The organism is Mycobacterium sp. P4_H6 (genome assembly GCF_056400845.1).
The window spans coordinates 1-26,656 of the sequence record NZ_JBFUKN010000015.1; the positions used below are offsets into that span (position 1 = coordinate 1).

26 protein-coding genes are annotated in these 26,656 nt (G+C 68.0%); 10 read left to right on the plus strand and 16 right to left on the minus strand.

The features are described from left to right. On the plus strand, nt 1-854 hold an 854-nt coding region (locus tag AC1DTF_RS08470; RefSeq protein ID WP_477473762.1), incomplete at its 5' end, for a PPW family C-terminal domain-containing PPE protein. Here the strand turns inward: AC1DTF_RS08470 and fbaA are convergent. Next, complete coding sequence (gene fbaA / locus AC1DTF_RS08475) at nt 851-1,888, minus strand: class II fructose-bisphosphate aldolase (protein ID WP_057170271.1); 1,038 nt, start codon at nt 1,886-1,888, stop codon at nt 851-853. The two genes, AC1DTF_RS08470 and fbaA, sit on opposite strands and share 4 nt — an antisense overlap. A gap of 100 nt (nt 1,889-1,988) precedes the next feature. Between fbaA and AC1DTF_RS08480 the strand changes: the two genes are divergently transcribed. Together AC1DTF_RS08480 and AC1DTF_RS08485 are read left to right on the plus strand one after the other, a co-directional pair. Then, nucleotides 1,989-2,477 (plus strand): lipoprotein LpqH, encoded by a 489-nt coding sequence (locus AC1DTF_RS08480; protein ID WP_162264275.1) that lies wholly within the window; start codon nt 1,989-1,991, stop codon nt 2,475-2,477. Between the two features lie 25 nt (nt 2,478-2,502). After that, on the plus strand, nt 2,503-3,216 hold the full coding sequence (locus AC1DTF_RS08485; RefSeq protein ID WP_477473763.1) for a DedA family protein: 714 nt from the start codon (nt 2,503-2,505) through the stop codon (nt 3,214-3,216). Here AC1DTF_RS08485 and AC1DTF_RS08490 read toward each other — a convergent pair. After that, nucleotides 3,213-3,821: a TetR/AcrR family transcriptional regulator gene (locus AC1DTF_RS08490; protein WP_477473764.1), complete on the minus strand. Its 609-nt coding sequence runs from the start codon at nt 3,819-3,821 to the stop codon at nt 3,213-3,215. The two genes, AC1DTF_RS08485 and AC1DTF_RS08490, sit on opposite strands and share 4 nt — an antisense overlap. A gap of 49 nt (nt 3,822-3,870) precedes the next feature. Between AC1DTF_RS08490 and AC1DTF_RS08495 the strand changes: the two genes are divergently transcribed. Then, nucleotides 3,871-5,295, plus strand: a complete 1,425-nt coding sequence (locus AC1DTF_RS08495) for an MFS transporter (RefSeq protein WP_477473765.1) — start codon at nt 3,871-3,873, stop codon at nt 5,293-5,295. On the opposite strand, the gene nhaA is transcribed toward AC1DTF_RS08495, so the two are convergent. The 7 genes from nhaA to clpB form a co-directional block, all read right to left on the minus strand. Further along, nucleotides 5,292-7,136 carry a Na+/H+ antiporter NhaA gene (gene nhaA / locus AC1DTF_RS08500; protein WP_477473766.1) on the minus strand — a complete coding sequence of 615 codons (1,845 nt, stop codon included), beginning with the start codon at nt 7,134-7,136 and terminating at the stop codon, nt 5,292-5,294. The two genes, AC1DTF_RS08495 and nhaA, sit on opposite strands and share 4 nt — an antisense overlap. Continuing rightward, nucleotides 7,133-8,260 carry a glycoside hydrolase family 76 protein gene (locus AC1DTF_RS08505; RefSeq protein ID WP_477473767.1) on the minus strand — a complete coding sequence of 376 codons (1,128 nt, stop codon included), beginning with the start codon at nt 8,258-8,260 and terminating at the stop codon, nt 7,133-7,135. Before AC1DTF_RS08505 ends, nhaA begins: the two co-directional genes overlap by 4 nt. Before the next feature lie 14 nt (nt 8,261-8,274). Continuing rightward, a complete protein-coding gene (locus tag AC1DTF_RS08510; RefSeq protein WP_477473768.1) occupies nt 8,275-8,931 on the minus strand; it encodes a TrmH family RNA methyltransferase in 657 nt (218 codons plus the stop codon). Then, nucleotides 8,924-9,808, minus strand: coding sequence for a hypothetical protein (locus AC1DTF_RS08515; protein WP_477473769.1), 885 nt, complete (start codon nt 9,806-9,808; stop codon nt 8,924-8,926). Before AC1DTF_RS08515 ends, AC1DTF_RS08510 begins: the two co-directional genes overlap by 8 nt. 15 nt (nt 9,809-9,823) lie before the next feature. Then, complete coding sequence (locus AC1DTF_RS08520) at nt 9,824-10,594, minus strand: SDR family NAD(P)-dependent oxidoreductase (protein ID WP_082614451.1); 771 nt, start codon at nt 10,592-10,594, stop codon at nt 9,824-9,826. Nucleotides 10,595-10,600: 6 nt separating this feature from the next. After that, on the minus strand, nt 10,601-11,425 hold the full coding sequence (ttfA, locus tag AC1DTF_RS08525; RefSeq protein WP_057170280.1) for a trehalose monomycolate transport factor TtfA: 825 nt from the start codon (nt 11,423-11,425) through the stop codon (nt 10,601-10,603). A 137-nt stretch (nt 11,426-11,562) separates the two neighbouring features. Next, a complete protein-coding gene (gene clpB / locus AC1DTF_RS08530; protein WP_057170281.1) occupies nt 11,563-14,109 on the minus strand; it encodes an ATP-dependent chaperone ClpB in 2,547 nt (848 codons plus the stop codon). 158 nt (nt 14,110-14,267) lie between these two features. On the opposite strand from clpB, the gene AC1DTF_RS08535 reads away from it, so the two are divergent. Genes AC1DTF_RS08535 through AC1DTF_RS08545 form a run of 3 tightly spaced genes read left to right on the plus strand, consistent with a single transcriptional unit; the run spans nt 14,268 to nt 16,140 of the window. Further along, nucleotides 14,268-14,885, plus strand: a complete 618-nt coding sequence (locus AC1DTF_RS08535) for a CYTH domain-containing protein (protein WP_057170282.1) — start codon at nt 14,268-14,270, stop codon at nt 14,883-14,885. A gap of 17 nt (nt 14,886-14,902) precedes the next feature. Beyond that, entirely contained in the window at nt 14,903-15,472 is a 570-nt protein-coding gene (locus AC1DTF_RS08540) for an Rv0361 family membrane protein (protein WP_057170283.1), read from the plus strand. Beyond that, nucleotides 15,469-16,140: a GAP family protein gene (locus tag AC1DTF_RS08545; protein WP_057170284.1), complete on the plus strand. Its 672-nt coding sequence runs from the start codon at nt 15,469-15,471 to the stop codon at nt 16,138-16,140. Before AC1DTF_RS08540 ends, AC1DTF_RS08545 begins: the two co-directional genes overlap by 4 nt. Here the strand turns inward: AC1DTF_RS08545 and AC1DTF_RS08550 are convergent. Then, nucleotides 16,125-17,045: an antibiotic biosynthesis monooxygenase gene (locus AC1DTF_RS08550; protein ID WP_477473770.1), complete on the minus strand. Its 921-nt coding sequence runs from the start codon at nt 17,043-17,045 to the stop codon at nt 16,125-16,127. The two genes, AC1DTF_RS08545 and AC1DTF_RS08550, sit on opposite strands and share 16 nt — an antisense overlap. After that, nucleotides 17,042-17,668 (minus strand): TetR/AcrR family transcriptional regulator, encoded by a 627-nt coding sequence (locus tag AC1DTF_RS08555; RefSeq protein ID WP_057170285.1) that lies wholly within the window; start codon nt 17,666-17,668, stop codon nt 17,042-17,044. Before AC1DTF_RS08555 ends, AC1DTF_RS08550 begins: the two co-directional genes overlap by 4 nt. Nucleotides 17,669-17,764: 96 nt before the next feature. Here AC1DTF_RS08555 and AC1DTF_RS08560 point away from each other — a divergent pair, with 96 nt between their 5' ends. From AC1DTF_RS08560 to AC1DTF_RS08570, 3 genes are read left to right on the plus strand one after another with little or no spacing between them, the layout of a single operon-like run. Continuing rightward, nucleotides 17,765-18,748: a hypothetical protein gene (locus AC1DTF_RS08560; RefSeq protein WP_057170286.1), complete on the plus strand. Its 984-nt coding sequence runs from the start codon at nt 17,765-17,767 to the stop codon at nt 18,746-18,748. Nucleotides 18,749-18,759: 11 nt separating this feature from the next. Beyond that, the gene (locus AC1DTF_RS08565) at nt 18,760-19,911 is read left to right on the plus strand and encodes an FAD-binding oxidoreductase (RefSeq protein WP_057170287.1); all 1,152 of its coding nucleotides are present in this window, start codon (nt 18,760-18,762) and stop codon (nt 19,909-19,911) included. Nucleotides 19,912-19,923: 12 nt separating this feature from the next. Beyond that, a complete protein-coding gene (locus tag AC1DTF_RS08570; protein WP_057170288.1) occupies nt 19,924-20,814 on the plus strand; it encodes an aldose 1-epimerase in 891 nt (296 codons plus the stop codon). Here the strand turns inward: AC1DTF_RS08570 and AC1DTF_RS08575 are convergent. The 5 genes from AC1DTF_RS08575 to AC1DTF_RS08595 form a co-directional block, all read right to left on the minus strand. After that, nucleotides 20,811-21,164, minus strand: a complete 354-nt coding sequence (locus tag AC1DTF_RS08575) for a heat shock protein transcriptional repressor HspR (protein ID WP_057170289.1) — start codon at nt 21,162-21,164, stop codon at nt 20,811-20,813. The genes AC1DTF_RS08570 and AC1DTF_RS08575 overlap by 4 nt on opposite strands. After that, complete coding sequence (dnaJ, locus tag AC1DTF_RS08580; protein ID WP_477473771.1) at nt 21,161-22,342, minus strand: molecular chaperone DnaJ; 1,182 nt, start codon at nt 22,340-22,342, stop codon at nt 21,161-21,163. The genes AC1DTF_RS08575 and dnaJ overlap by 4 nt, the downstream gene beginning before the upstream one ends. A 19-nt stretch (nt 22,343-22,361) precedes the next feature. Continuing rightward, nucleotides 22,362-22,958, minus strand: a complete 597-nt coding sequence (grpE, locus tag AC1DTF_RS08585; protein ID WP_057170291.1) for a nucleotide exchange factor GrpE — start codon at nt 22,956-22,958, stop codon at nt 22,362-22,364. Further along, entirely contained in the window at nt 22,955-24,814 is a 1,860-nt protein-coding gene (dnaK, locus tag AC1DTF_RS08590; protein ID WP_057170292.1) for a molecular chaperone DnaK, read from the minus strand. The genes grpE and dnaK overlap by 4 nt, the downstream gene beginning before the upstream one ends. 210 nt (nt 24,815-25,024) lie before the next feature. Further along, nucleotides 25,025-26,605, minus strand: a complete 1,581-nt coding sequence (locus AC1DTF_RS08595; protein ID WP_477473772.1) for a PE-PPE domain-containing protein — start codon at nt 26,603-26,605, stop codon at nt 25,025-25,027. Between the last annotated feature and the right edge of the window lie 51 nt (nt 26,606-26,656).

The window sequence follows — 26,656 nt, forward strand, 5'->3', positions numbered from 1 at the left end:
GGCTGGCCGACTGGCTGGAGCAGTACACGCTCGGGTTGCCCGGTGGCGACGTCCTCTGGGACTTTCTGCAGAACCCGCTGGGCAACTCGATCGCGTTGATCCGGGACTTCCTGACGAATCCGGCGGCAGCGCTGCAGACGTGGGGGCCGTTCCTGGCGGCCGTCGCCTATCAGGCGATCTCGTGGGTCGGCGCGCTGACCACCTACCCGATGATCTTCCTGGCGCCGCTGATGGCCGCCGCGGCGTTGGGCATCCTGATCGGCGTGGGCGCCTACATGCTCAACGAGCTGCTCAAGCTGCAGGACCTGCCGCCACTGGATCTGGGTGAGCCGGCCACGCAGCCGCAGGGTGAGCAGCAGCAGCTGACCCCGGCGGCGTTCCCGGGCGGCGGTGCGCCGGCGACGGCAGCCGCGGGAGCTCCCGCGGGATCCGCGACGGCGGCGGCACCTGCCGCACCCGCGGCGACCGTGGCCGCACCGCTGGTTCCGTACGCGGTGGCCGGCGGCGATCCAGGCGAGGGTTTCACCCCGACGCTGCGGGATCACAACAGCGCGCAGGCACCGGCCGAGGGCATTCCGGCCGCCGCGGCCGGGATCGCGGCGTCATCGGTCGCGCAACGCAAACGGCGACGCAAGAAGGCCGCCGTCATCGAGGACCGCGCGTACGCCGACGCGTACGAAGACTATGAACCCGAGGAGCCCGAGCCCGAACGCCGGGCCGAATCCTGGATCGGCACCTCGACGCGCAGCGGTATCGACGCACAAGGGCTGACCACCGTGCGCACCGATCAGTTCGGCGGCTCGGCGGTCAGCCCGATGCTGCCGGGCGGCTGGCGCCCGGACGACGAGAACTAGCCGGCGGACACCGAACGGCCCGCGCTGTGCAGGTCGTTGCACGCCTCGATGACGCGCTCGGTCATCCCGGCCTCGGCCTTCTTCAGGTAGCTGCGCGGGTCGTAGGCCTTCTTGTTGCCGACCTCGCCGTCAACCTTCAACACCCCGTCGTAGTTGGTGAAGAAGTGGCCGGCGATGGGCCGGCTGAAGGCGTACTGGGTGTCGGTGTCGACGTTCATCTTCACCACGCCGAAGTTCAGCGAATCCTCGATCTCGGACTTCAGCGAACCGGACCCGCCGTGGAAGACGAAGTCGAACGGCTTGCTGCCCTCGGCCAGACCGAGCTTGGCCACCGCGACCTTCTGGCCCTGCTCGAGGATGTCGGGGCGCAGCTTGACGTTGCCGGGCTTGTACACGCCGTGCACGTTGCCGAACGTGGCTGCCAGCAGGTATTTGCCGTGCTCACCGACGCCGAGCGCGTCGATGGTCTTCTCGAAGTCCTCGGGCGTGGTGTAGAGCTTGTCGTTGATCTCGGCCTCGACGCCGTCCTCCTCGCCGCCGACCACACCGATCTCGATCTCCAGGATGATCTTGGCTTCGGCCGACAGCTTGAGCAGTTCCTGGGCGATCTGCAGGTTCTCGTCGATCGGCACCGCGGAGCCGTCCCACATGTGCGACTGGAACAGCGGGTTCTGGCCCTTGGCCACCCGCTCGGCAGAGATCGCGAGCAGCGGCCGGACGAAGGTGTCCAGCTTGTCCTTGGGGCAGTGGTCGGTGTGCAGGGCCACCGTGATGGGGTACTTGGCGGCGACGACGTGCGCGAACTCGGCCAGCGCGGTGGCGCCGGTCACCATGTCCTTGACGCCCAGACCGGACCCGAATTCCGCACCACCGGTGGAGAACTGGATGATCCCGTCGCTGCCCGCGTCGGCGAAGCCCTTGATGGCGGCGTTGATGCTCTCCGAACCGACACAGTTGATGGCCGGGAAGGCGAACGAGTGCTCCTTGGCACGGCCCAGCATCTCGGCGTATACCTCGGGCGTGGCGATGGGCATTGACTTCCTCCTGTGTCGCGAGCGCTTTCCCCGGCAGTATCTCAATAAAGCGACGCCGGCGGCAGGGCGGATACCGCCTTCACCGTTTACCGTGGACGAAGTGCGCGCCAAACCGGTCCTGATTCTGCTGGCGTCAGTGGCATCGGCATCGGTGGTCGGGTGCGCCCCTGCCTCTCCTTCCACACCGATATCCACTCCCGTCGCCGCGCCGACTCGCCCGCCGGAACCCGAGTTGGCCAGGTCCGTGGCCCCGGGGCGCGCTCAGGTCATCGTCAACGGGGACACCGGCCCGACCGGCCCGGTGAGCTGTTCCACCGATGACGGGCTGACCACGATCAGCGTCGGGGACAGCTCCCTGGGTGTCAGCGTGATCGTGACCGACGACGACGTGCCCGCGGTCCGGTCGGTCAGCATCGGCGATGTCGGCGGCGTCGCTCTCGGGTTCGCCGTGGGCACCGCGAGTCAGGCACCGACCGCCTCTCGCAACGGCGCCACGGTCATCGTCTCCGGGTCCGGCAGCGGCACYGATTCGGCCGACCCCGCGCGGGTCGTCGCCTCCAGCTATCAGATCGCCGTGGCCTGCCCGTAAGCCCCAGCCGGTATCTTGGGGCCTCATGACCACCACCCATCTGGCCTTGATGCCGGATTTCATGGATCCGATCAATCTGTTGAGTTATTTCGGAACCTGGGCCCTGGTCGGGCTGCTGGTGGTCGTCTTCGTCGAGTCCGGGGTGCTGTTCCCGATCCTTCCCGGTGACTCGCTGCTGTTCGTGGCGGGCATGCTGGCCGCCGGTATCCAGACGGCATCGGCGGAGGGCAATGTCGCCAGCACGGACTTCCAGCTCTGGCAGCTCCTGGTGTTCATCCCGATCGCCGCGATCCTCGGTGCGCAGGTCGGTTACTGGATCGGCCGCAATGTCGGTACCGCCATGTTCAAGCCGAACGCGCGCTTCCTCAAGCAGAAGTACCTCGACGAGGCGCACCTCTTCTTCGAGCAGCGCGGGCCGTTCGCCATCGTGATCGCCCGCTTCGTCCCGATCGTGCGCACCATCGCCCCGCTCACCGCGGGTGCGGCCAAGATGAACTACGCCGTCTTCACGCTGTACAACGCCGTGGGCGCCATCGTGTGGGGTGTCGGGCTGACGCTGCTCGGCTACTGGCTGGGCCGCTTCGAGGTCATCCAGAAGCTGCTCGAACCGATCGTCATCGGCATCGTCCTGCTGTCGGTGCTGCCGATCGCCATCGAGTGGTACAAACGCCGCAAGGCCGCCAAGAAGGCCGGCATCCCCACCCCGCCCATGGAGTCCGGCGAGCAGCCGTCAGCCTAGGTCGGCACTCCGCTGCGCAGCGCATCGAACAGCCGTCCCAGCCGCTCACGGTGGTCGTCCACCACGGCGTCCGGCCGGCCTTCGGCGATGACGCGTCGCGCAGTTCCGGTCATCACTGTCGCGTAGCCCGCGATGAAGAGCGCGGCGAACAACGGGGCGTCCCCGGCGAAACCCGGGTCGCCGTCGAGAAGTTCCGCCAGGGTCCGCTCCATCTCCGACGCGATCTCCCTCGCCCGCGCGATCAGCGCCGGTGACGCCGCGACGGTCCGGTAGAAGGGGATCGACCCCTCCTTGATGCCGGACAGCGCATGACGGTCGTCGACGAGACGAAACGCGACGTCGCGCAGCGACGCGAGCACGTCGACGCCGGATGCGCGGTCGCGCACGGCCGACCGCAGGATCTCGACGGCATCCTCCTCGCGGTCGAAGAGCAGGTCCTCCTTGCGCGGGAAGTGCTTGAACACCGTGACGCTGGAGACCCCGGCCTCGCGTGCGACATCGGCGACGGTGACGGTGTCGAACCCGCGATCGAGGAACAACACGGTCGCGACATCGGAGATCTTCCGGCGCGTGAGCGGGCCGCCGCGCTCCGCGTTTCTCGGCATTTCACCTCACTGTGTTGACTGACTTAGTTTAGTCACTTAGTTTAGTTGCATGGTTGCTACTCAGAGCATTGTGCCGCCTCGCTCGCTGCGGCAGGCCTGGCCGGCGCTGATGGGCCTGTCGGCGGTGTTCCTCTTCGAGATGCTGGACAACTCGATCCTCACGGTGGCGCTCCCCACGATCGGGCGTGACCTGCACGCCTCCACCACCGCGCTGCAGTGGGTGACCGGCGCCTACGCCGTCGTCTTCGGCGGGCTGATGCTCATCTTCGGCGCCGTCGCCGACCGGTTCGGGCGACGCCGGGTCATGGTCATCGGGCTGGTGCTGCTCGCCGTCGCGAGTCTGTCCACCGCCTTCGTCGAGACCGCGGGGCAGTTGATCGCCGTCCGGATGCTGACGGGTTTCGCGGCGGCGATGACCACGCCCGGTTCGATGGCACTGGCGTTCCGGTTGTTCACCGACGACGCCCTGCGCATCCGGGCGATCACCCTGATCTCCACGGTGGGCCTAGTCGGGTTGGCGATCGGCCCGACCGTCGGCGGATTCGTCATCGCGGTCGCGCCCTGGCAGATCCTGCTGCTGGTGAATGTGCCGATCGCCGTCGTCGCGATCATTGGGGTGCGGTCCGGGATCGGCGCGGACCGGGCGGACGACCTGCATCACGATCCGTTGGACATCGCCGGCGCCGTGCTGGGGACGGCGGCCATCGTGCTGGCATTGGTGGCGCCGACGCTGTTCGTCGAGCAGGGTCCTGGGTCGTGGATCCCGTGGCTGGTCGCCACCGTGGCAGCCGTGACGACGGTGTTGTTCGTGCTCAGGGAAAGGTCAGCGCGCTACCCGTTGATCTCGCTCGACCTCCTTGCGCGCCCACTGGTTTCGAGCGGATTGGCATTCAAGGCCGCGGCCGGCCTGGCGCTCGCGGGCCTCGGCTATTTGGTCACGCTGCAGCTGCAACTGGACTGGGGCTGGTCGCCGGCGCTGGCCGCGGTCGGGATGCTGCCGCAGGTCATCGTGCTGGTGGTCGGCAGTTTCTTCGTCAACCCGTTCGTCGCGCGGGTCGGCCCGGAGCGGGCAGCCTGGCTGAGCGCCTCGGCGGTGGTGGCCGGGCTGGCGGTCTACGGGCTGCTGGGCAACTACTGCTATCCGTGGGTGGCGGTGGCGCTGGTCCTGGTCGCGGCCGGGATGCGGGTGGTCGGGGTGGTCGCCGCGGTCAACGTGCTGCGCGGTCTGCCGGAGAACCGGACCACGATCGGCACCGCGCTCGTCGATACCGCCTCCGAGGTCACCTCCGGTGTCGGGGTCGCGGTCAGCGGCACGATCCTGGCGGCACTGTTCACCGGCGCCATCGCCACCTCGCACTGGAGCGCGGCGCAGACCGCGCAATTCCGGGAGTCCGTCACGATCGCGGGACTGGTGCTGACCGTGCTGGCCGGCGCACTGGTGGCGTTCGGGATCGTGCGGAGCCGCCGGGCCTAACGTTCTTCGAGCGCCCGGATCAGACTGGCCGCATCCCACGGCCCCTGGTGTCGTATGCCGTTGACGAACAGCGTCGGCGTGGCGTTGAGATCCATCGCCTCGGCGTCCTCGGCGTCATCGGTGACCCGGTGCAGCACCTTCGACGAATGCACCCGCACGTCCTGGTCGAACTGCTCGATGTCGCACCCTGCGGCCACCGCATACCGGTAGATGTCCGACCATTCCAGGTCGTCCTGGTGGGCGAACAATTCGTGCGCCATCTCCCAGAACTTGCCCTGCAGTGCCGCGGCCTCACTGGCCCGCGCGGCGTCGAAGGCCCGCGGGTGGGCGCGCTCGAGCGGGAAATGCCGCCACACATAGAGCAATTCGTCGCCGAAATGCGCCCGCACTTCGTCGATCGCGCCGGTCGCGCGGCTGCAGAACGGGCATTCGAAGTCACCGTACTCGACCAGGGTCAGCGGGGCGCCGGGCTCGCCGCGGGCGTGGTCCCGGTCGAGATCGATGGGGCGCAGCAGTTTCAGCCCGACCGGCTCGGGGGGACTGAGCCAGTCGGTGAGCCGGAAGATGGCCCAGCCGAGGGCGAATGCGATGACCGACGCCGCCAGCACACCGATGCGCGCCTGGTCCTGACGGCTGGGGTCGGTGATTGCGATGTCGACGATGAACAGCGAGATGGTGAAGCCGATACCGGACAGCGCTGCGCCACCGGCGATCCGGCGCAGGGTGAGTCCGGGGGCGAGCTCGCCGAGCCCGATGCGCTGGATCAGCCAGGTGGCCCCGGTGATGCCGACGAACTTGCCGATCACCAGGCCGGCGACGATGCCCCACGTCAGCGGTGACTGCAGCGCCGTGGACAAGCTCTGCGCGTCGAGCCGCACGCCGGCATTGACCAAGGCGAACAGCGGCAGCACGACGAACGAGACGGTGGGTCCGACCGTGGTCTGCAGCCGTTCGTTGATCGAGATCGATTCGCGCAGCGCGCGACTCGCGGCGCGGGCGTACTCGGAATTGGGCGACTGCCGGAACGCGCGGATCTGGTCGACGGCCCGCTCGACGGGACGCCGCTCGGGCGTGAACACCGGGATCAGCAGCGCGATCACCACGCCGGCCAGCGTCGGATGAATCCCGGCCATGTACAGGGCGACCCAGAGCGCCACCCCGAAAACCGCGTAGGCGGGTCCACGGAATCCCGGCGGCAGGTACCGCACCAGCGCGAGGGCGCCGGTCAGCGCCGCCGAGACCAGCAGCGGGCCGACCTGGACGCTGTCGGAGTAGAACAGCGCGATCGCACACAGCGCCCCGACGTCGTCCACCACCGCCAGGGTGAGCAGGAAGATCCGCACGCGCGCAGGGAATTTGGGCTTGATGATGGCCAGCGCACCGACCAGGAACRCTGTGTCGGTGGAGATGACCACGCCCCACGCCTGGGCGTTCTCACCCGTCGGGTTGAACGCCAGGAACACCACGGCCGGGATCACCAGGCCCGCGGCCGCGGCGATCACCGGCACCGCGGCCCGCGACCGGTCGGTCAGCTCACCGATGGTGAATTCGCGGGTCACCTCGAGCCCGACGATGAAGAAGAAGAACGTCATCAACGCGTCGTTGATGAAGTGCTTGACCGTCATCTCGAAGTGGTGCGCACCGACACTGAAACCCACGTGGGTGTCCAGCAGGGCCGAATAGCTCTCGGCCCAGGGCGAGTTCGCCCACGCGATGGCGATGACGGTGAACAACAGCAGCAATGCGGCCGCCGTGTTGTCCGTCGTCCTGGTGGCCTTGCTGCCACGGCTGAACCGCGACGGCAGCAGCGGGAAACCCCGCTCGGTCGTCGGCTCAGTCACTGATCGGCGTCTCCGTCAGCGTCGTCGGTGTCGTCGAGCGTGTGGGCGGCTTCCATCAGCATCCAGCCGGACAGCTGCACCGAGAGGTCACGCTCGGCGATCTCGGAGGCGTTGACCGCTCCCTCCACGAACTGGRCATCCCCGGTCACCGATTGCGGCACCACGGCGTTGCGGTCCCAGAAGGCGCCGAACAACGGCAACCCGTCCACCGTCTGCCGGTAATCCCACGCCGACCGCGCCGAGGTGAGCACCAGATCCCGGGCGGTGGTGCGGGCCTGCTCGTCCTCGGGTGCGGTGCCGGGCAGATCGGTGGCGACGAACGCCAGATAGCGGGCCAGGATCGCGTTGAACAGCCCGCCGTCACCACCGCCGGCACCGCGGATGACCCCATCGGTGGTCATCTCCTTGGCGACCGCGGCCACCAGTCGGTGCACCCGCTGGGCGTGTTCGGGGTCGTCGGTGCGGTTGGCCAGCTCGACCTCGAGCCCGAGCACCACGCCCTGGCAGTAGGTGTATTGCGCGCGCACCAGCGAACCGCCCTTGACACCGTCGAACACCAGGTGGGTCTCGGGGTCGATCAGCGTCTCGTCGATCCAGTCGGCCATCTGCTGGGCGCGGCGCACCCGGTCGTGGCGCGCCAGGAAGATCGCGGCGGGTCCGTTGGCCGGTGCGTTGAAGAACTGGTCCTGTTTGCGCCACGGGATGCCGCCGCCGTCCTCGGGCACCCAGGAGTTCAGGAACTGATCGGCCAGCTTGTCGAGCGCGTTTGGTCGTCCGATGTCGCACAGCCGCCCGGAACGTTCCAGTGCGAGCGCCAGCCAGGCCATGTCGTCGTAGTAGTCGTTGGTCCAGCGGAGGTTGTTGCGGATGTGGTGCCCGCGGATCTGACGGTTGATGCGGGTGAGGCGCTGCGGCTGGGGGTCGCGCAGCTGCGCGTCGACCAGGCAGTCCAGCAGGTGGGCCTGCCACCAGTAGTGCCAGGTACCGAACAGGGTCTGTTTGCGGGCGGYCGGCCAGGCCACCACGCCGAGCTGGGTGCCGGGCAGCCCCCACAACCGTTTGAGGTGTCGCTTGGTGATCGCGGCTTCCGAACTGGCTGCACGATTTGCCCACACCTGAACCATGCTTAGATCCTGCCCTACCAGGCCCGGGATGTGTCGGCATGCGTGCGGATCCACGCGTGCATCGCGATGCCGGCGGCGACACCGGCGTTGATGCTGCGGGTCGAGCCGAACTGGGCGATGGACACCGTCAATTCGGCCCCGCCGGAGGCTTCCGGGGTGATGCCCGGGCCCTCCTGCCCGAACACCAGCAGGCATTCCCGGGGCAGCGTGACGTGTTCGAGGGGCTGGGACCCCGGCACATTGTCGACGGCGACGACGGTGAGGCCCGCGCCGGCGGCGAAGTCCAGCAGCTCGGCGGTGGAGTCGTGGTGGCGCAGCCGTTGGTAGCGGTCGGTCACCATGGCGCCGCGACGGTTCCAGCGGCGCCGGCCGACGATGTGCACGGTGTCCACCGCGAAGGCGTTGGCGGTGCGCACCACGGTGCCGATATTGGCATCGCTGCCAAAGTTCTCGATGGCCACGTGCAGCGGGTGCCTTCGGGTGTCGATATCGGCGATGATCGCCTCACGCGTCCAATACCGGTATGCGTCAACGACATTGCGGGTGTCCCCGTCGCGCAACAAGTCCGGATCGTAGCGTGGGTCATCGGGTGCGGGCCCGTCCCAGGGGCCGACGCCCGGCGTCTCGCCCCATTCGGTGGGGCCTGGTCGCTCTGACGAGCTGTCAGTCACCGGTCGTCCACAGCGCCGCGTGGGTGCCGACCAGTGACACCGACGGGTAGAGCAGCGCGGCGTTGATCTCACCCTGGGTGCACATCGATGCCCGGATGGACACCGCGTCCCGCGCCGCGTCGGGCATCACCAACAGCGAGGAGCCGTACAACGAACAGGCATGGGAGAGGCCACTTCCCGGCAGGGTCGGGCCGGTCAGCACCATCAGCGGACCACCGCGCGCCTTCGAGTCGTCCTGGTAGCGTTCGGCCAGCCCGTCGATCGACAGGCCAAGCAGCATGTATCCGTTGCCGCTGAACGCCTCCGGGTCACCCAGCGCGGTCGGCGCCAGCTGCGAGCCGTCGGCCTTGAAAGCATCCACGCTGGTCGAGCGCATCGCCAGGCCGGTCTCGGTGGCGCTGGTGGGCGCCAACCCGACCGGGAAGGCCGCCGCGTAGGCGACCGTCGTCTTGGGCATCCGGTCGTGCGGCGAGTACAGGTACACCCCGCGCACCTGGCTCTGGTCCCGGATCGGGCCCAGACATGCTGTGCCACTGAGGCGCTGCGGGTCCCGCGCGGTGATGGGCTGCAGGCTCAGGTCGGGCGCCGACGCGCACCCGCCGATGGCATTGCCTTCGATGGGGTGGGCGAGCGCACCGTACAGACCGAACCGCAGGGTCTCCGCCGGAGCGTGCGCGCCGCCCTCCTCGGCGACGGCGGCATCGACGTMGATGAGCACCTGATCGCCCTCGAACCGCAGATTGGCCACCGACACGTTCCAGCCCAGGACGGACAGCGACTCGCCCACCTTGGCCTGCTGGGTGCCGAAGGGGCCTGCGGTGTCGTCGCTGCCGGAGCACGCCGCAAGCGTCAGCACCGCCAGCGTGGCCGCCAGCATCCGTTTCCACCGCATTCAGGTCCGCCCGCGGCCTTTACCGACCCTTTTGGTCAAGCCGCGCAACAGGTTCCGAGGAACCAGCCGGCTGCCGGTGGTGAGCACCTTGTACTGCAGGCCGGGCACGATCACGATCTCACCCTTGGCGACATCGGCCAGGCAGTCCCGGACCACGTCGTCGACCTCAAGCCAGAACCAGGACGGCGTGCCCGACATCTCGATGCCGGCCCGCTCGTGGAACTCGGTGCGCACGAAGCCCGGGCACAGTGCGTGCACGCCGACACCGGTGCCGCCGAGGCCGTTGGCCAGGCCCTCGGAGAAGGCGATGACCCAGGATTTGGACGCCGAATAGGTGGAGCCGCGGCCGGGCAGCAGGCCCGCCACACTGGCCACGTTGATGACGGTGCCCTCTCCGGCGGCCAGCATGGCAGGCAGCGCGGCATGGGTCAGTTGCATGACGGCGGTGACGTTGACGTCCAGCTGGGACTGCAGCAGCGCGAAGTCAGCGGTCCAGAACTCGCCCGAGGTGCCGAACCCGGCGTTGTTGATCAGGGTGTGCACCCCGGCGGACAGCCGCTCGGCGACCCGTTGCCGATCCGCGGCGACGGCCAGGTCGGCGGGGAGTACCTCGACGGTGCTTCCGGCTTCATCGCGCAGTTCGGCGGCGAGTTGTTCCAGGCGTGCGGTGTCGCGGGCTACCAGGACCAGGTCGTACCCGTCCTGGGCGTAACGGCGGGCGAAACCCTCTCCGAGGCCGGAGGTCGGCCCGGTGATCAGTGCTACCGGCACAGGCGGTTACCGCTGGTAGTGCGGTGACTGCCGGGTGCTGTTGTGCACCGGCGGACGCTGCTGGACATAGCGGCCCACGTCAGCGCGGCCGGGCGGCAGGTCGCCGCGTCCGGCGGGAAGTTCGGCGGGGCGCGGCAGCAACGGACGGCTCGGCGAACCGCTGCGGCGGGCCAGTGCGGGCTGACCGCTGCGGGCACCGACACCGTTGTGGCCGGGCTGCGGGACCGGAGGCAGCACCCGGAGCAGGTCGTTGAACTGACGCACGGTGCGCAGTCCCTCGTCCCACTGGGCGCGGCTGCTGGTGATCGGCATGGCCACCAGCGTCCAGTTCTGCTCGTTCCACATGATCTCGGCGCAATCGGGTGCGGTGTGCGCGAACGTCACCATCCGGCGGTCGCACGCGCGGCGGGCCGCATCGAGATTGGTGGAGTACACCATCCGCGGGCCGATGGCGCCGAGCAGCCAGATATCGCTCTCGCGGGGCTCCTTGATGTCCTTGAGACGCAGGTCCACCACGACATTGGTGCCGACTTTGCGGTGCAGCGCGATCACGGTGGCGACATCGTCGAGATCGAAGATGAAGACMGCCTCGCCGCGGATCTGGCCCAGCACCACATTGCGGGCCGTGACGCTTTCCCCGACGGTCGACATCACGCCGCGCTTCCAGCGGCTCAGGATGTCGGCAGATTCGTGTTCATAGTCGAAACCGTGCGACTTCGCCCACGACTTACGCCGCCGGCCCAACCCGCGCCGGCGGTCGATATCCACGTACAGCAAGACCGCAGCTCCGACAAAGCAGAGGGCGGACAGCGTGAACCAGAGAGGAACCATTGCCCTCAGCGTACTTGCTGGAGCCCGATTCGCCAGAACTCGAGATGGTCACAACAGGGTTACTCGAGCACCAATGGCCACTTGTTGCACGGAATCGCGGGGGAACCGTGCAACAAGTGGCCATCGAGCGGGGTGGATCAGGCCAAGATCAGGCCCTCGCCGTCGGCGCTGACGTCGACGGTGACGGTGTCTCCGTCGTGCACCTGGCCGGCCAGCAACATCCGGGCCAGCTGGTCGCCGATCGCCTGCTGCACCAGCCGGCGCAGCGGGCGGGCACCGTAGAGCGGGTCGAATCCGCGATCGGCCAGCCACTGCTTGGCCTCCAGCGACACCTCCAGGGTGAGCCTGCGCTGAGCCAGCCGCTTCTGCAGCTGGTTCAGCTGGATGTCGACGATGGACACCAGCTGGTCGGGGGTCAGCGCGTCGAAGATCAGCACGTCGTCGAGACGGTTGATGAACTCCGGCTTGAACGCCGCCCGAACGGCCGCCATCACCTGCTCCTCGGTGCCGCCCGACCCGAGGTTGGACGTCAGGATGAGGATGGTGTTGCGGAAATCGACCGTGCGACCCTGACCGTCGGTCAGCCTGCCCTCGTCGAGGACCTGCAGCAGCACGTCGAACACGTCCGGGTGCGCCTTCTCCACCTCGTCGAACAGCACCACGGTGTACGGCCTGCGCCGCACCGCCTCGGTGAGCTGACCGCCCTGGTCGTAGCCGATGTAGCCCGGAGGCGCACCGACCAGCCGAGCGACGGAGTGCTTCTCGCCGTACTCGCTCATGTCGATGCGGACCATCGCGCGTTCGTCGTCGAACAGGAACTCCGCGAGCGCCTTGGCCAGCTCGGTCTTACCGACACCGGTGGGCCCGAGGAACATGAACGAGCCCGTCGGACGGTTCGGGTCGGCGACGCCGGCGCGTGAACGCCGCACCGCGTCGGAGACCGCGGCGACCGCGTCCTTCTGACCGATGACGCGACGACCCAGCTCGTCCTCCATGCGCAGCAGCTTGGCGGTCTCCCCTTCGAGCATCCGCCCGGCCGGGATACCGGTCCAGGCCTCCACCACCTCGGCGATGTCGTCGGGACCGACCTCCTCCTTGAGCATCACGTTCTCGCGGGCCTCCGCGACCGGCAGTGCGGCGTCGAGCTTCTTCTCGATCTCCGGGATGCGGCCGTAGCGCAGCTCGGCGGCCTTGGCCAGGTCACCGTCGCGCTCGGCGCGGTCGGCCTCGCCGCGCAGCCGGTCCAGCTGTTCGGTGAAATCGCGGACGATGTCGATGGCGCTCTTCTCGTTCTGCCACCGCGTGGTCAGTTCGGACAGCTGTTCCTTCTTGTCGGCCAGCTCGGCGCGCAGCTTCTCCAGGCGGTCCTTCGAGGCGTCGTCCGATTCCTTGGCCAGCGCCATCTCCTCGATCTCGAGGCGGCGGACCAGCCGTTCGACCTCGTCGATCTCGACGGGCCGGGAGTCGATCTCCATCCGCAGCCGCGATCCGGCCTCGTCGACCAGGTCGATGGCCTTGTCGGGCAGGAAGCGGCTGGTGATGTACCGGTCGCTCAGCGTCGCGGCGGCCACCAGCGCGGAGTCGGTGATGCGCACACCGTGGTGCACCTCGTAGCGGTCCTTGAGACCACGCAAGATGCCGACGGTGTCCTCGACGGAGGGTTCGCCGACCAGCACCTGCTGGAAGCGGCGCTCCAGCGCGGCGTCCTTCTCGATGTACTTGCGGTACTCATCGAGCGTGGTGGCACCGACCAGGCGCAGCTCGCCACGGGCCAGCATGGGCTTGATCATGTTGCCGGCGTCCATCGCCGACTCACCGGTGGCACCGGCGCCGACGATGGTGTGCAGCTCGTCGATGAACGTGATGACCTGCCCGGCCGAGTTCTTGATGTCATCGAGGACGGCCTTGAGGCGCTCCTCGAATTCACCGCGGTACTTGGCGCCGGCCACCATGGCACCCAGGTCCAGGGAGACCAGGGTCTTGTCGCGCAGGCTCTCCGGCACGTCGCCGGCGATGATGCGCTGGGCCAGGCCCTCGACGATGGCGGTCTTGCCGACACCGGGCTCACCGATGAGCACCGGGTTGTTCTTGGTACGGCGGCTCAGCACCTGCACGACGCGACGAATCTCGTTGTCGCGCCCGATCACCGGGTCGAGCTTGCCTTCCCGGGCGGCGGCGGTCAGGTCGGTGGAGTACTTCTCCAGCGCCTGATAGGTGCCCTCGGGGTCGGGGCTGGTGACCCGGGCGCTGCCACGCACCTTGGTGAACGCGTCACGCAGGGCTTCCGGCGATGCGCCGGCACCGGTGAGCAGCTTGGCCGTGTCCGCATTGCCGGTGGCCAGGCCGACCAGCAGATGCTCGGTGGAGACGTACTCGTCGTCCATCTCGGTGGCCAGGTGCTGCGCCGTGGTGATCGCGGTGATCGCGTCCGGGCTGAGCTGGGGTTGCGAGCTGGAACCGGAGGCGCTGGGCAGCCGGGCGACGAGGCGCTCGGCCTCGGACCGGATCCTCGCGGGCTCGACTCCGACCGCTTCCAGCAGAGGCGCGGCGATACCGTCGTTCTGCGTCAGCAACGCCATCAACAAATGAGCGGGAGTGATCTGCGGGTTGCCTGCCGACGTCGCCGCCTGCAGGGCCGAGGTCAGTGCCGCCTGGGTCTTCGTGGTCGGATTGAACGAGTCCACGACACCTACCTTTCTAGGTTCTTTACAGCTGGGTAAAAATGCTTGTCGTGTTGTGCAACGCAGTCAAGGTTGAGTCTGTTCCGCTCAACTCTATAAATTTTCGGTGAGTCGCGCCGCGCACCCGCCGACGTTCGACCGGACGGGGTTAACGTCTGTGTATGTCCGAGTCCGGTTCCGGCGATTTCGAGTTCGAACGGAAGTTCTTCGTCCGCGAGATGCCCGCCGTCGCGGCGTCCGATCCCACTCCGGCGCTGATCGTGCAGGCCTACCTGTTCGCCGCGGACGGCTACGCGGTCCGCATCCGCCTCCAGGGTCCGGCCCCCGCCGAGCTCAGTGGGACGCCCGCCGAACTCGTGCAGGCACTGAGTGACGACACGATCGGCACCATGACCGCCAAGGGGCCCGCCACCGGCGGCACCCGCTACGAGGCCGAGCGCGAACTCGATCCGGTGGTGGCCGGGCAGATCGTGGCGCGGGCCGAGCACGTCGTCGTGAAGGTCCGGTACTCGGCGTGGCTGGGCGAGGACGGCTGGATCATCGACCGGTTCCTGAGCGGCAACGCTCCCCTGGTGATCGCCGAGGTCGAGCGCGGCGGGCCCGTCGTCGATCTGGTGATACCGGAGTTCTGCGCCACCGAGGTGTCCGAGGACGACCGCTTCCGCAACGAGTACCTCGCGCACCATCCGTTCGGCGGCTGGGCAGGCACCTACCTCGACGAGCTCGAGCTGCTCGGTCCCCGGTTCGTGGAAAGTCTCGGACGAAATACCTTCGGCTGATCGGCGACACTGTGGCGATGCGCTTCAATCCCCCGCCGAACTGGCCGCCTGTCCCGCCGGGGTGGGCGCCGCCCGCCGGCTGGCAGCCCGACCCGTCCTGGCCGCCGCCGCCACCGGGCTGGCCGCTGTGGGTGCCGGCGGGGAAGTCCGGGCGCCGCAACGGACTCATCCTCGGTGCGGTGGGCGCCGTGCTACTGATCGCCGTCGGCGCGGTCGTCACCATCGCCGTGACCCGCGACGGACCGACCGCTGGTCCGGTCGGCGCCCCGACGACGACCACGACCGCCGCGGCGCTCTCCGATGAGGACCAGATCGAGAAGGTCGTCGAGCAGTTCCAGCAGGCTTGGAACGGACAGGAATTCGACAACCTGCGCAATCTGATGTGCGCCGACATGCGTGCCGATGAACAATTCTCCCGGGCCAATTTCGCCCAGATGCGCGACGAGATGGGTCAGTTGGATCTGAGCGTCACGTCGATCGACGTCAATGGCAAGACTGCCGACACCGTGATCGAGAACGACGGCAAAGACCCCGACGACATCGCGTTCTCCTACGAGAACGGCCAGTGGAAGTGGTGTGAACTATGACCGACAGCTGGGGTTCCGTGCTGACCGAGCTCATTCCGCTGGCCATGGTGATCGCGCTCTCACCGCTGTCCATCATTCCCGCGGTGCTCGCCCTGCACACCGACCGACCGCGTCCGACCGGGCTGGCCTTCCTGGCCGGCTGGCTGTTGGGGCTGGCCGCGCTGGTGTCGCTGTTCGTGGTGGCCTCCGATCTGGTCGGCTCCCTGGACAAGCCGCCGAGCTGGGCGTCCTGGCTGCGCATCATCGTCGGTGCGGCACTGATCGTGTTCGGCGGATACAAGTGGGTGACCCGCAAGAAGTCCGAGCATTCACCGGCCTGGATGCGCAAGCTGAGYGGCCTCACCCCGACCCGGGCCGTGGTGACCGCCGCGGCGCTTGCGGTGGTGAACCCCAAGGTGTTGTTCATCTGCATCGCCGCGGGTTTGGCGATCGGCACCGCCGGTATCGGCCAAGCGCACGCCTGGCTGGCAATGATCTACTTCGTGCTGATCGCCGGTAGCACCGCGCTCCTGCCGATCCTGGCCTATGTCGTCAGTGGGGAACGGTTGGCGGCCCCGTTGACCCGACTGAAGGAGTGGATGGAGCACCAGCACGCCACCCTGGTGGCCGCCATCCTGGTCCTCATCGGTCTCATGTTGCTGTACAAGGGAATTCACGCACTCGCATAGTCCCAGAACTGCAACCATCGGACCGAATCGAACAGCAGCAACGTGGCCCCGTAGAGCAGCAGGATCACCAGCGCGCCGGCCAGGCTGCTGCGCCGGCCCGCACCGTCCACCGGATCCAGCCACCGCCGGAAAGGCCTCGACGCCCAAGGCATCAGCCACCACTGCATCAGGACCACGCTGACCACCTGACTCAGCCACAGCGACAGCCAGGGCTCGGCCCCGAACCGGTCCAGCACCGGACCGAGGAACCTCGACAGCAGCGTCACCGTCGGGTACAGCACGACCATGACGAGCATGACCGACTTCCAGTTGGGTGTCATCAGCATGCGGCCACCGTCGGTGCGCACGGTGGTGCCGAAACCGGTGGTGCCCGACGCTGCGGCGAACTCCGCGGTCAGGCTCGACCGCAGACCGGGCAGGGCGGACTCGCGTTGACCCGATGACATCCACCCGGCCAACTGCCGATCGGTGCGAAAACGCAGCACCGAGAGTGCTTCTCCCCCATCCACAAAGAGAACGGTGCCCTCATACCCGCTGAATCCGCGCGCGGCCGCGGCGAGTCCGCGCTGCGAATCCAGGAACTCGCCGGCCTTGCCCTCGACGAGCTGATGCCGAAAGGCTGCGATGCCGGCCGGAGGCGGCTCGTCGGTCGCGAGCTGGATTGCCGGAGCCGCCGGTAGCCATCCCGCAGTGCGCAACACGTCGGCGTCGTCCAGCCAGGCGTCCACTTCCGTTGTGCCGGTGAAGGTCACCGCAACGGCGGGCTCGAAGCATCCGTCGACCACCGACACCCCAGCTCTGATGCAGCCGGGTGCGGTGGCGGTCAACGCGTTCGCCCACTCCGAGAACGTGCCGTCGCCGCCGGGGTGGAACACCAGCACCGCGGTCACCTCGCGCCCGGTCACTCGGGCAGCCCCAACTCGACGGCCGAGGCCGTCAGGTAGCGGTTCACGGTGGGCCCGATCAGGGTCACCACATCCTCGGTCGGCAGATCCGCCAAAGGGGGCACCTTCATCACATAGCGCAGCAGTGCGGTGCCCAGCAGATTGGTGGCGGCCAGCATCGCCCGCAGCGGGGCCTGCTCGCCACCGCCGATGACTCCGGACACCGCGGTCAGCACGTAAGTCTGGATGAAGGACCGCAGCGCCTCGTTCGCGTCGGGGTTCGAGGTGGCGGACTGCAGCATCGCGATCATGCTCTGCCCGGTCTCCGGCCCCTCCCAGATCTGCAGGTATCGGCGGACCAGGCGAGTGCCGACATCTCCCTCGGCGGCGGTCATCGCCGCGACGAGTTGTTCGGGATCGAGCAGCAGCCGCAGGGATTCGCGAAACAGGTCGGCCTTGGACCCGAACAGATACAGCACCATCGACGGGTCGACGTGGGCGTCGCGGGCGATGGCGCGCAGCGTCGTCTTCTCGTATCCGTGCGCCGCGAAATGGTGCTTGGCCGCTGCCAGCACGGCGTCCCTGGAGACCGGCTCACCCTGCCTCCTACCCCGCTTCGAGGTTCTCTGTGCTGGTGAAGGCATGTTTCGACATTATCATTTCACTCACTGTTGAAATACCGCCGAGGCGGAGTTACGCTCTGCGGACATTATTTCAACACTGGATGAAAAGAGCGCACGATGACCGCTCCCGCCCCCGCCAGGCCGGCCCACCATGCCGTCCCCGAGCTCCAGCCCCCTGCCGCGGCCCGGGCGGCGGCCGTCGTGTTCGCCCTCACCGCCCTGCTGGCGATCCTCGCGCTCGCCTTCGCGCTGCCCGCGGCGAAGTCGAAACCACACGAGGTACCGATCGGGATCGCCGGGCCCACAGCGGTGGCCGAGATGCTCGAGCGGACCGCCCCCGGTGCCTTCGCCGTCACCTACTACCCCGGTGCCGCCGCGCTGCGGCAGGCTGTGCTGGACCGGCAGGTGTACGGCGGCATCGCCTTCGACACGGGCCAACCGACGCTGTTCACCGCCACCGGCGGCAGCCCCGCAATCGCACAGCTGCTCACCCAGATCGGGTCGGGTATCGCCGGGCACAACGGAGTGCAGCTGAACACCGAGGACATCGCCCCGCCCAGTGCCGATGACCCGCGCGGCGCCGGCCTGGCCGCGTCGGCACTGCCCATCACGCTGGCCAGCATCCTGCCCGCGATGGCGCTGGTCCTCGTCCTTAGGCAGCAGGTATGGCTCCGCTTCGCCGCGGCGATCGCCTTCGCCGGCCTGATGGGTGTGACGGCCGCGGTGCTGCTGCGCTACCCGCTGGGGTCGATCGATGAGAACTTCTGGGGCGTCGCCGGTGGACTGGCGCTCGGCATTGCGGCCGCACTGCTGTTCGTCCTCGGGCTGGGGTCGCTGTTCGGACGGACCGGGTTGGCCATCGGGTCGGGGCTGGCGGTGCTGGTCGGCAACCCGCTGTCGGGGCTGACCAGTGCACCCGAGATGTTGCCCGCCGGCTGGGGCACGATCGGCCAGCTGCTGCCCCAAGGTGCCACCGCCACCCTGTTGCGGTCGACGGCCTACTTCGGCGGTTCCGGCGCCACCTCGGCGATTTTGGTGCTGAGCTGCTGGGCGATCGCGGGCACAGCGCTGATTGCGACCGCCGCGATCCGCCGCGCCTAAACTCGTACCCCGTGGGACTCGACGACCGCGACGCGCTGCAGACCCTGCGTGCCGCGGTCGGCACCGATGAGGTGATCCGCAGGATCTACACGCGCTGGTTCGCCATCGACATGTCGGCGCGCGATCTGTTTCCTCCCGACCTGACCCGCCAGCGGGCGTCCTTCGGTGAAGCCCTGAGCTGGCTGCTAGCCGAGATGATCGCCCAGCGCGCCGACGAACCGGTCGCCTTCATGGCCCAACTCGGGCGGGATCACCGCAAATACGGTGTCACCGGGGCGCATTACGACACCCTGGGCCAGGCGCTGCTGGCCACCCTGCGCGGCGAGCTCGCCGAGGCCTGGGACGGCCGGATCGCCGAGGCCACAACGGATTTCGTGGGGCTCGTGATCGGTGTGATGCGCGGCGCCGCCGACGCCGAGCAGACGCCGCCGTTCGTCGACGGCACGGTGCTCGAGCACATCCGGGCGACGCGGGACGTCTCGATCGTCCGGTTGCAGCTGGACCGGCCGCTGTCCTATCACCCCGGGCAGTACGTGACGGTGCAGGTGCCGCAGTGGCCGCGCCGGTGGCGTTATCTGAGTCCGTCGATACCCGCCGACGGCAGCGGTGCCATCGAGTTCCACGTCCGGTCCGTCAGCGGCGGAATGGTCAGCACGGCAATCGTCGGCGAAACCGTGCCCGGGGACCGGTGGCGACTGTCCAACCCGCACGGCGGACTGCAGATCGACCGCGACGGTGAGGACGTGCTGCTGGTGGCGGGCAGCACCGGGCTGGCGCCGCTGCGGGCGTTGATCTCCGACCTGTGCCGTTTTGCCGAGAACCCGCGGGTGCACCTGTTCTTCGGCGGCCGTTATCCCTGCGATCTCTACGATCTGCGCACACTGTGGGAGATCGCCTCGACCAACCCGTGGCTGTCGGTGACGCCGGTCTCGGAGTTCTCCACCAATCCGCCGTGGGCCGCCGACTATCCCGATCACCAGCCACCACGCGGCCTGCATGTGCGTCAGACCGGGCAGTTGCCCGAGGTGGTGACGAGCTACGGCAGCTGGGGTGACCGCCAGATCCTGATCTGCGGCGGTCCGGACATGGTGACCGCGACCAAGGCCGCACTGATCGCGAAAGGCGCACCGCCCGAGCGGATCCAGCACGACCCGCTGGCGTGACAGAATTCCGTCATGGCCGAACTCGAGCGCATCACCCTGCGGGACCCATCGTCGGCGCTGACGGCCGCGTTCGTGCCCGGCGCGGGCATGATCGGTACCTCGCTGGCCGATGACGGCGTCGAGTTCCTCGGCCAGCGACGCGGCCTCGAGGCCTACGTCACCGACGGGAAGACGATGGGTATCCCCATCCTCTACCCGTGGGCCAACCGGCTCAGCGGTACCGACTACGCGGTGGACGGGAAGAGCGTCGATCTGGCGGCTGCACCGGGGGTGCGTACCGATCCGCACGGCGCACCGATGCACGGAGTGCTGGCCGCCCATCCGGGCTGGCAGATCAGTGAGCTTTCCACCAATACCGTTGTCGCCACGCTGGATTACCGCACACCCGAACTGCTGGCGGCGTTCCCGTTCCCGCACCTGCTGACGCAGCGGATCACGCTGGCCGACCGGACGCTGACCATCGCCACCACCGTCGAGCCGGGTGACGGTCGGGTTCCGCTGTGTTTCGGGTATCACCCGTACTTCACGATTCCGGATGCGCCGCGCGACGAGTGGGAATTGAGCACTCCCGCGATGCGCCACCTACCGGTCGACGACCGCGGCCTCCCGACCGGCGCGCACGAGCCGTGGGCCGCGGAGTCGGCGCCGCTGGCCGACCGGGTGCTCGATGACGGCTTCGACGACGTGGCCCAGGGGTCGGTGTTCGCGATAGCGGGCGGTGACCGCCGGATCGAGGTCACCTTCGAGCGGGGCTATCCGGCAGCGCAACTGTTCGCACCCGCCGGTGACGCACTGGTGGCGATCGAGCCGATGACCGCTCCCACGGACGCGCTGCGCCGCGGTGGCTACCGGGTGGCCGCGGGTGAACCGGTGACCACGCAATTCAGCATCCGGGTGGTCTAACGGGCGCGGCGCGCTCCGGGCTGCCACAGCACCAGGGCGGTGCTGGGCTTGCGCAACTGCTCGACCTCCGTGGCCAGTTCGACGACGCGGTTCTGGAGCGCCTCGACCTGGTTCGTCAGCTCGATGATTCGTTTGATACCAGCGAGGTTGACGCCCTCGTCCTGGGACAGCCGCTGCACCTCGCGGAGCAGGTCGACGTCATGCTGCGAGTAACGCCGACCTCCTCCAGAGCTGCGCTGCGGGCTGACCAGGCCGAGCCGGTCATAGGTGCGCAGGGTCTGCGCATGCATACCGGCAAGCTCGGCGGCCACCGAGATCAGGAACGTCCGGGCGTCGTCGCTGCGGCTCACGAGAGGTTTCCTGCCCAGCCGGCACGCGGGTCGAACCCGCTGGCCCGTTCGGCTTTCGCGTATGCCTCGAGCGCCTCGGCGGCCTCCCCTTCCAGGTTCGGCGGCACTGCCACCTTCACCGTGACGAGCAGGTCTCCGTGACCACCCGAACGCTTGGGCACACCGCGCCCACGCACGCGCAGGATACGACCGTCCGATGTGCCCTTGGGCACCCGCACCCCGACCTTGCCCTCCAGGGTCGGCACCGAAAGCGTTGCGCCCWATGCCAACTCGTGGAAGCTCACCGGAACGGTGACGGTCAGGTCGTCGCCGTCACGACCGAACACCTTGTCGGCGCGGACGTGCACCGTGACATACAGGTCCCCCGAGGGGGCACCCCGCAGCCCGGCCTCGCCCTGGCCGGCCAGCCTGATCCGCTGACCGTCCTCGACGCCCGGTGGGATCCGCACGTTGATGGTGCGGGTCCTGGTCGTGACACCGGTGCCATGGCACTCATCGCACGGGTGCTCGATGATCGAGCCGCTGCCCCGGCATTCGGTGCACGGCTCGGAGAACCCGAACGCGCCCTGGTTGCGGTTGATGACACCCGCGCCGTTACAGCTCGGGCACACCTTTGGGCTGGTGCCCGGCCGCGCACCGCTGCCGTGGCAGTTGGTGCACGGTGCCGGGCTGGTCAGCCGCAGCGGCATCGCCACGCCCTTGGTGGCCTCCAGGAACGACAGTTCCGTTTCGGTCTCCAGGTCGTTGCCTCGCCGCGGACGGCTCGGACGCGGCTGTTGGGCGCCGCGGCCGAACAGGCCACCGAACAGGTCGCCGATATTGGCGCCGCCGGACTGACCCGCCTGATCGAACAGGTCACCGAGGTTGAATTCGGCTCCCTCGCTGGAGAATCCGCCGAAGTTGCCACCTGCTGTGGGCCCGCGGCGGCCGAAGCCCCCGTTGGCGAACAGGCGCCGCGTCTCGTCGTACTCCTTGCGCTTGGCGTCGTCGGTCAGCACCTCTTTGGCTTCGGAGGCGGCTTTGTAGCGCTCCTCCGCCGCGGAGTTGCCCGGATTCCGGTCCGGGTGGTTCTCGGCGAGGATCTTGCGCGCGGCGCGCTTGATCTCGTCTTTGCCGGCATCAGAGGTGACGCCGAGCTCTTTGTAGAAGTCCTTCTCGACCCATTCACGCTGAGCCATGCGTCACCTCCTCACCGGGTCAGTCTTCTGATTCTGCGGGTTGTTCACTGTTCACGTCGGCATTCTCGACCGTGTCGACCACACCAACCATGGCGTGGCGGACCACCTGGTCGCCCACCTTGTAGCCGCGGCGCATGACCGTGCCCACCACCGGCGACGATCCGTCGCCTTCGTGCTGGACGGCCTCGTGCAGCGAGGGGTCGAAATCCTCGCCCTCGGCGCCGAAGCTGGTCAGGCCGAGACCTTCCAGGGTGGTGACGAGCTTCTCCGACACCGCCTTGAGGGGTCCGGACTCCAGATCACCGTGGCTGCGGGCGCGATCGAGATCGTCGAGCACGCCGAGCAGTTGGGTGATGACCGCCGCCTTCGCGCGCTCGCCGGTGACCTGCTGATCGCGCAGGGCCCGCTTGCGGTAGTTGGCGAAATCGGCCTGTACCCGTTGCAGATCGGCGGTGAGCTCGGCGACCTTGTCGCCTTCCTCGGACGGGGCGGGGTCCGCACCCGGCGCCGCCCCACTGGGGGCGGACGCCGGGTCACGAGCCTCGCCGGTCTCCGGATCGATGCGCCGTTTGTCGGTGATGGTCACCGGCTCTTCGTGCGAATCGCCCTGGCTCACTTGTTCTCCCGGTTGTCCTCGTCCTCGACGACCTCGGCGTCGACGACATTGTCGTCGGCGGCGGCCGAACCGTCTGCGCCATCAGCACCCTGCTCGGCCTGAGTGGCCTCGTAGAGCGCCTGGCCGACGGCCTGGGCTTCGACGCCCAGCTTCTCCATCGCGGTCTTGATGGCCGCGATATCGGTGCCTGCCAGGGCCGTCTTGGCCTCGGCGACTGCGGAATCGACCTTGTCCAAGGTTTCGGCGGGAACCTTCGATCCGCCTTCGACCTCGCGCTGCTCCTTGACGATCTTCTCCGTCTGGTAGACCAGCGACTCGGCCTGGTTGCGGACGTCGGCCTCTTCGCGGCGCTGACGGTCCTCGTCGGCGTGCGCCTCGGCGTCCTTGATCATCCGGTCGATCTCCTCCTTGGAGAGGCCGGAGCCCTCCTGGATCTTGATCGTGTTCTCCTTGCCGGTGCCCTTGTCCTTGGCGGTGACGTGCACGATGCCGTTGGCGTCGATGTCGAAGGTGACCTCGATCTGCGGCACGCCGCGGGGGGCCGGCGGGATGCCGGTCAGCTCGAAGGAGCCGAGCAGCTTGTTGTGCGAAGCGATTTCGCGCTCACCCTGGAACACCTGGATCTGCACCGAGGGCTGATTGTCATCGGCCGTGGTGAAGGTCTCGCTGCGCTTGGTCGGGATGGTGGTGTTGCGCTCGATCAGCTTGGTCATCACGCCGCCCTTGGTTTCGATACCGAGGGACAGCGGGGTGACGTCAAGCAGCAGAACGTCTTTCACCTCACCCTTGAGCACACCGGCCTGCAGCGCGGCACCCGCGGCGACAACCTCATCGGGGTTGACGCCCTTGTTGGGCTCCTTGCCGCCGGTCAGTTCCTTGACCAGATCGGTGACGGCGGGCATACGGGTGGAACCACCCACCAGCACGACGTGGTCGATCTCGCCGACGGAGATGCCGGCATCCTTGATCACCTGCTGGAACGGCGCACGGGTGCGGTCCAGCAGATCCTGGGTGATGCGCTGGAACTCCGCGCGGGTCAGCTGCTCATCGAGGAACAGCGGGTTCTTGTCCGCGTCGACGGTGATGTAGGGCAGGTTGATCGAGGTGCTCTGTCCGGAGCTCAGCTCGATCTTGGCCTTCTCGGCGGCTTCACGAAGCCGCTGCATGGCCATCTTGTCCTTGGTCAGGTCGATGCCGCTGGTGCTCTTGAATTTGTCGACGAGCCATTCGACGATCCGGTCATCCCAGTCGTCGCCACCGAGGTGGTTGTCACCGGAGGTGGCACGGACCTCGACGACGCCGTCGCCGATTTCCAGCAGGGACACGTCGAAGGTGCCGCCACCGAGGTCGAAGACCAGGATGGTCTGTTCCTTCTCGCCCTTGTCCAGGCCGTAGGCCAGGGCGGCCGCGGTGGGCTCGTTCACGATGCGCAGGACGTTGAGGCCGGCGATCTGACCGGCTTCCTTGGTGGCCTGGCGCTGGGCGTCGTTGAAGTACGCGGGCACCGTGATGACGGCGTCGGCGATGTCCTCACCCAGGTAGGCCTCGGCGTCGCGCTTCAGCTTCTGCAGGATGCGCGCGCTGATCTCTTGGGGGTTGTAGTCCTTGCCGTCGATCGCAACGGTCCAGTCGGTGCCGATATGACGCTTGACCGAACGGATGGTCCGGTCGACGTTGGTCACCGCCTGGTTCTTGGCGGGCTGGCCGACCAGCACCTCGCCGTTGCGCGCGAACGCGACAACCGACGGAGTGGTCCGGGAGCCCTCTGAGTTGGCGACGACGACGGGGTCGCCACCTTCCAGCACTGCGACGACGGAGTTGGTGGTCCCGAGGTCGATACCGACCGCACGAGCCATAGTTGTTGCCTCCTGATTAGCTTTTCTTCGGATCTGAGTGAACCTCGCTCAAGCCTGCACCTGGAGGCGGTTGCCTGTCAAGCCAGAGTTGAGCCTGTGTCACTCAAGTTGTCGAAATGGTCAACGGGGTGCCGCACGGATTTGTTCCCGCCACGCCGAAACCGACGCTTCTGCGGCCGCGGAGGCTCCCGAACAGCAGAAACGTCGGTCTCACGCGTCGTTCGGTTGCCCGTCGGTACCGGTTGAACCGGCTTCGGTGTCGCCAGATTCTTCGGTGTCGCCAGATTCCTCGGTGTCACCACCCTGCTCCGTGTCGCCGGTCACACCGGTATCGCCGAAGTCCTGGTTGCCGCCGGCGCCACTCCCACCGGTCGCGCTGCCATCTGTCGTGCCGTTGCTCAGCTGGTGGCTGTCATCGTTGCCGGACCGGTCGGAGGCTTCCAGCTCGTCCTCGAAGGCTTCGCGCGACTCGGGCTCGGGGTCCGGCGTCGATGAAGGATCGAGGGTCGGGTCGGCGGATGAGTCGAGTGCGCTGCTTCCGGGAGTGTCGAGCACCGAACCATCGGGTGTGTCGCTGTCGCGCTTCGAGGTCGTCAGCTCAAACGGCTCCGACTTCTTGGCCTCGGTGATCGTGGTCGTGATGGTTGCGGCGGCAGGTGCAGGAGTGCGCACCAGCGGCGGTAGGCCGACGATGGCCGCTGCGTTGTTGATGCCCTCGCCGACCGCGTTGAGCAGATCGATCAGGACCTTCGCCGGATCCAACCGGGGGATCAATCGCGCCGGCGTCGGCTCCCACGCCGGGATACTGCGGTCGTAGCCCAGTTCCACGAGCACCCGGAAGAACGGCTCGACCACGTCGATCAGGGCCTCGGGCACTCCGAGCGTGCGCAGCGGCGCGAACAGCGGCAGGTTTTGTGACTCGAAGAAGTAGTAGCTGGTGTCGCCGTGAACTCCTTGGTACGCAGGCGATTTCGTGGGATCGTCGGCGGGCAGGCTAGGGTCGAACGGCCATCCGTGCACGTAGGCGATACCCAGGATCGCATTCACGGTGGCGAGGAGATTGAGCGGATACAAGGGGAAATCGACGAACCCGTCGTACTGGCCGTTGATCTCGACCGTGTCGAACTCGGTGTCGGATTTCGCGGCGCCGTTGAACGAGAAATCGAGGAGCGGTATGTAGAGCCCCGGGAACCGGGACATCAAGCCGCCGTTGGGCAGATTCGGATCGCCACCAAGCACGAAGTCGATATCGGGGGCACCGGGTCCGGGGTACTGCGCGGCCAGCCTGCGCTTCACCACATTCGCGACGCCTGCGCCCTGCGAGTAGCCGTAGATCACCTGATGCTCGCTGGGGTTCGCGGCCATCGCGTCCTGCAGAGCAGCCGCCCCCACCTGCACCGATTGGTTGGCGGTGAGGTCGAACAGTCCGGATAGTTTCCACAGCGGCACATCCGGCCACGCACCGCCACCGAGTCCGCCCAACCTCGGATCCGCGAGGGCGAGCAAGACGAGGCGCGCGAGTCCGGTGAGGGGCCAGAGCTCCCCCGGCGCAGTCACCGCGACCGTTGTCACGGTGTCACCGGGTAGCAGCGGATGGGTGGGCGTGACGAACTGATCCATGATGCGTTCGATGTCGGCGGGGAGCCATGTCGGGCAGGTGACCCCGCACACCGTGAGAACTGTCGACTCCGCAGCCAGCTTCACCGCCGGCGGCTGCGGTATCGGAGCGGCCGCCGCCGTCATCACCAGCGCCGTGACCGCCAGCGCCCCGAAGTGCTTGCCAATGCTCATGATCGACCCCCGCCGCCGTTGCCGAGTCCACTGGGGCCGATGCTCCTCGCG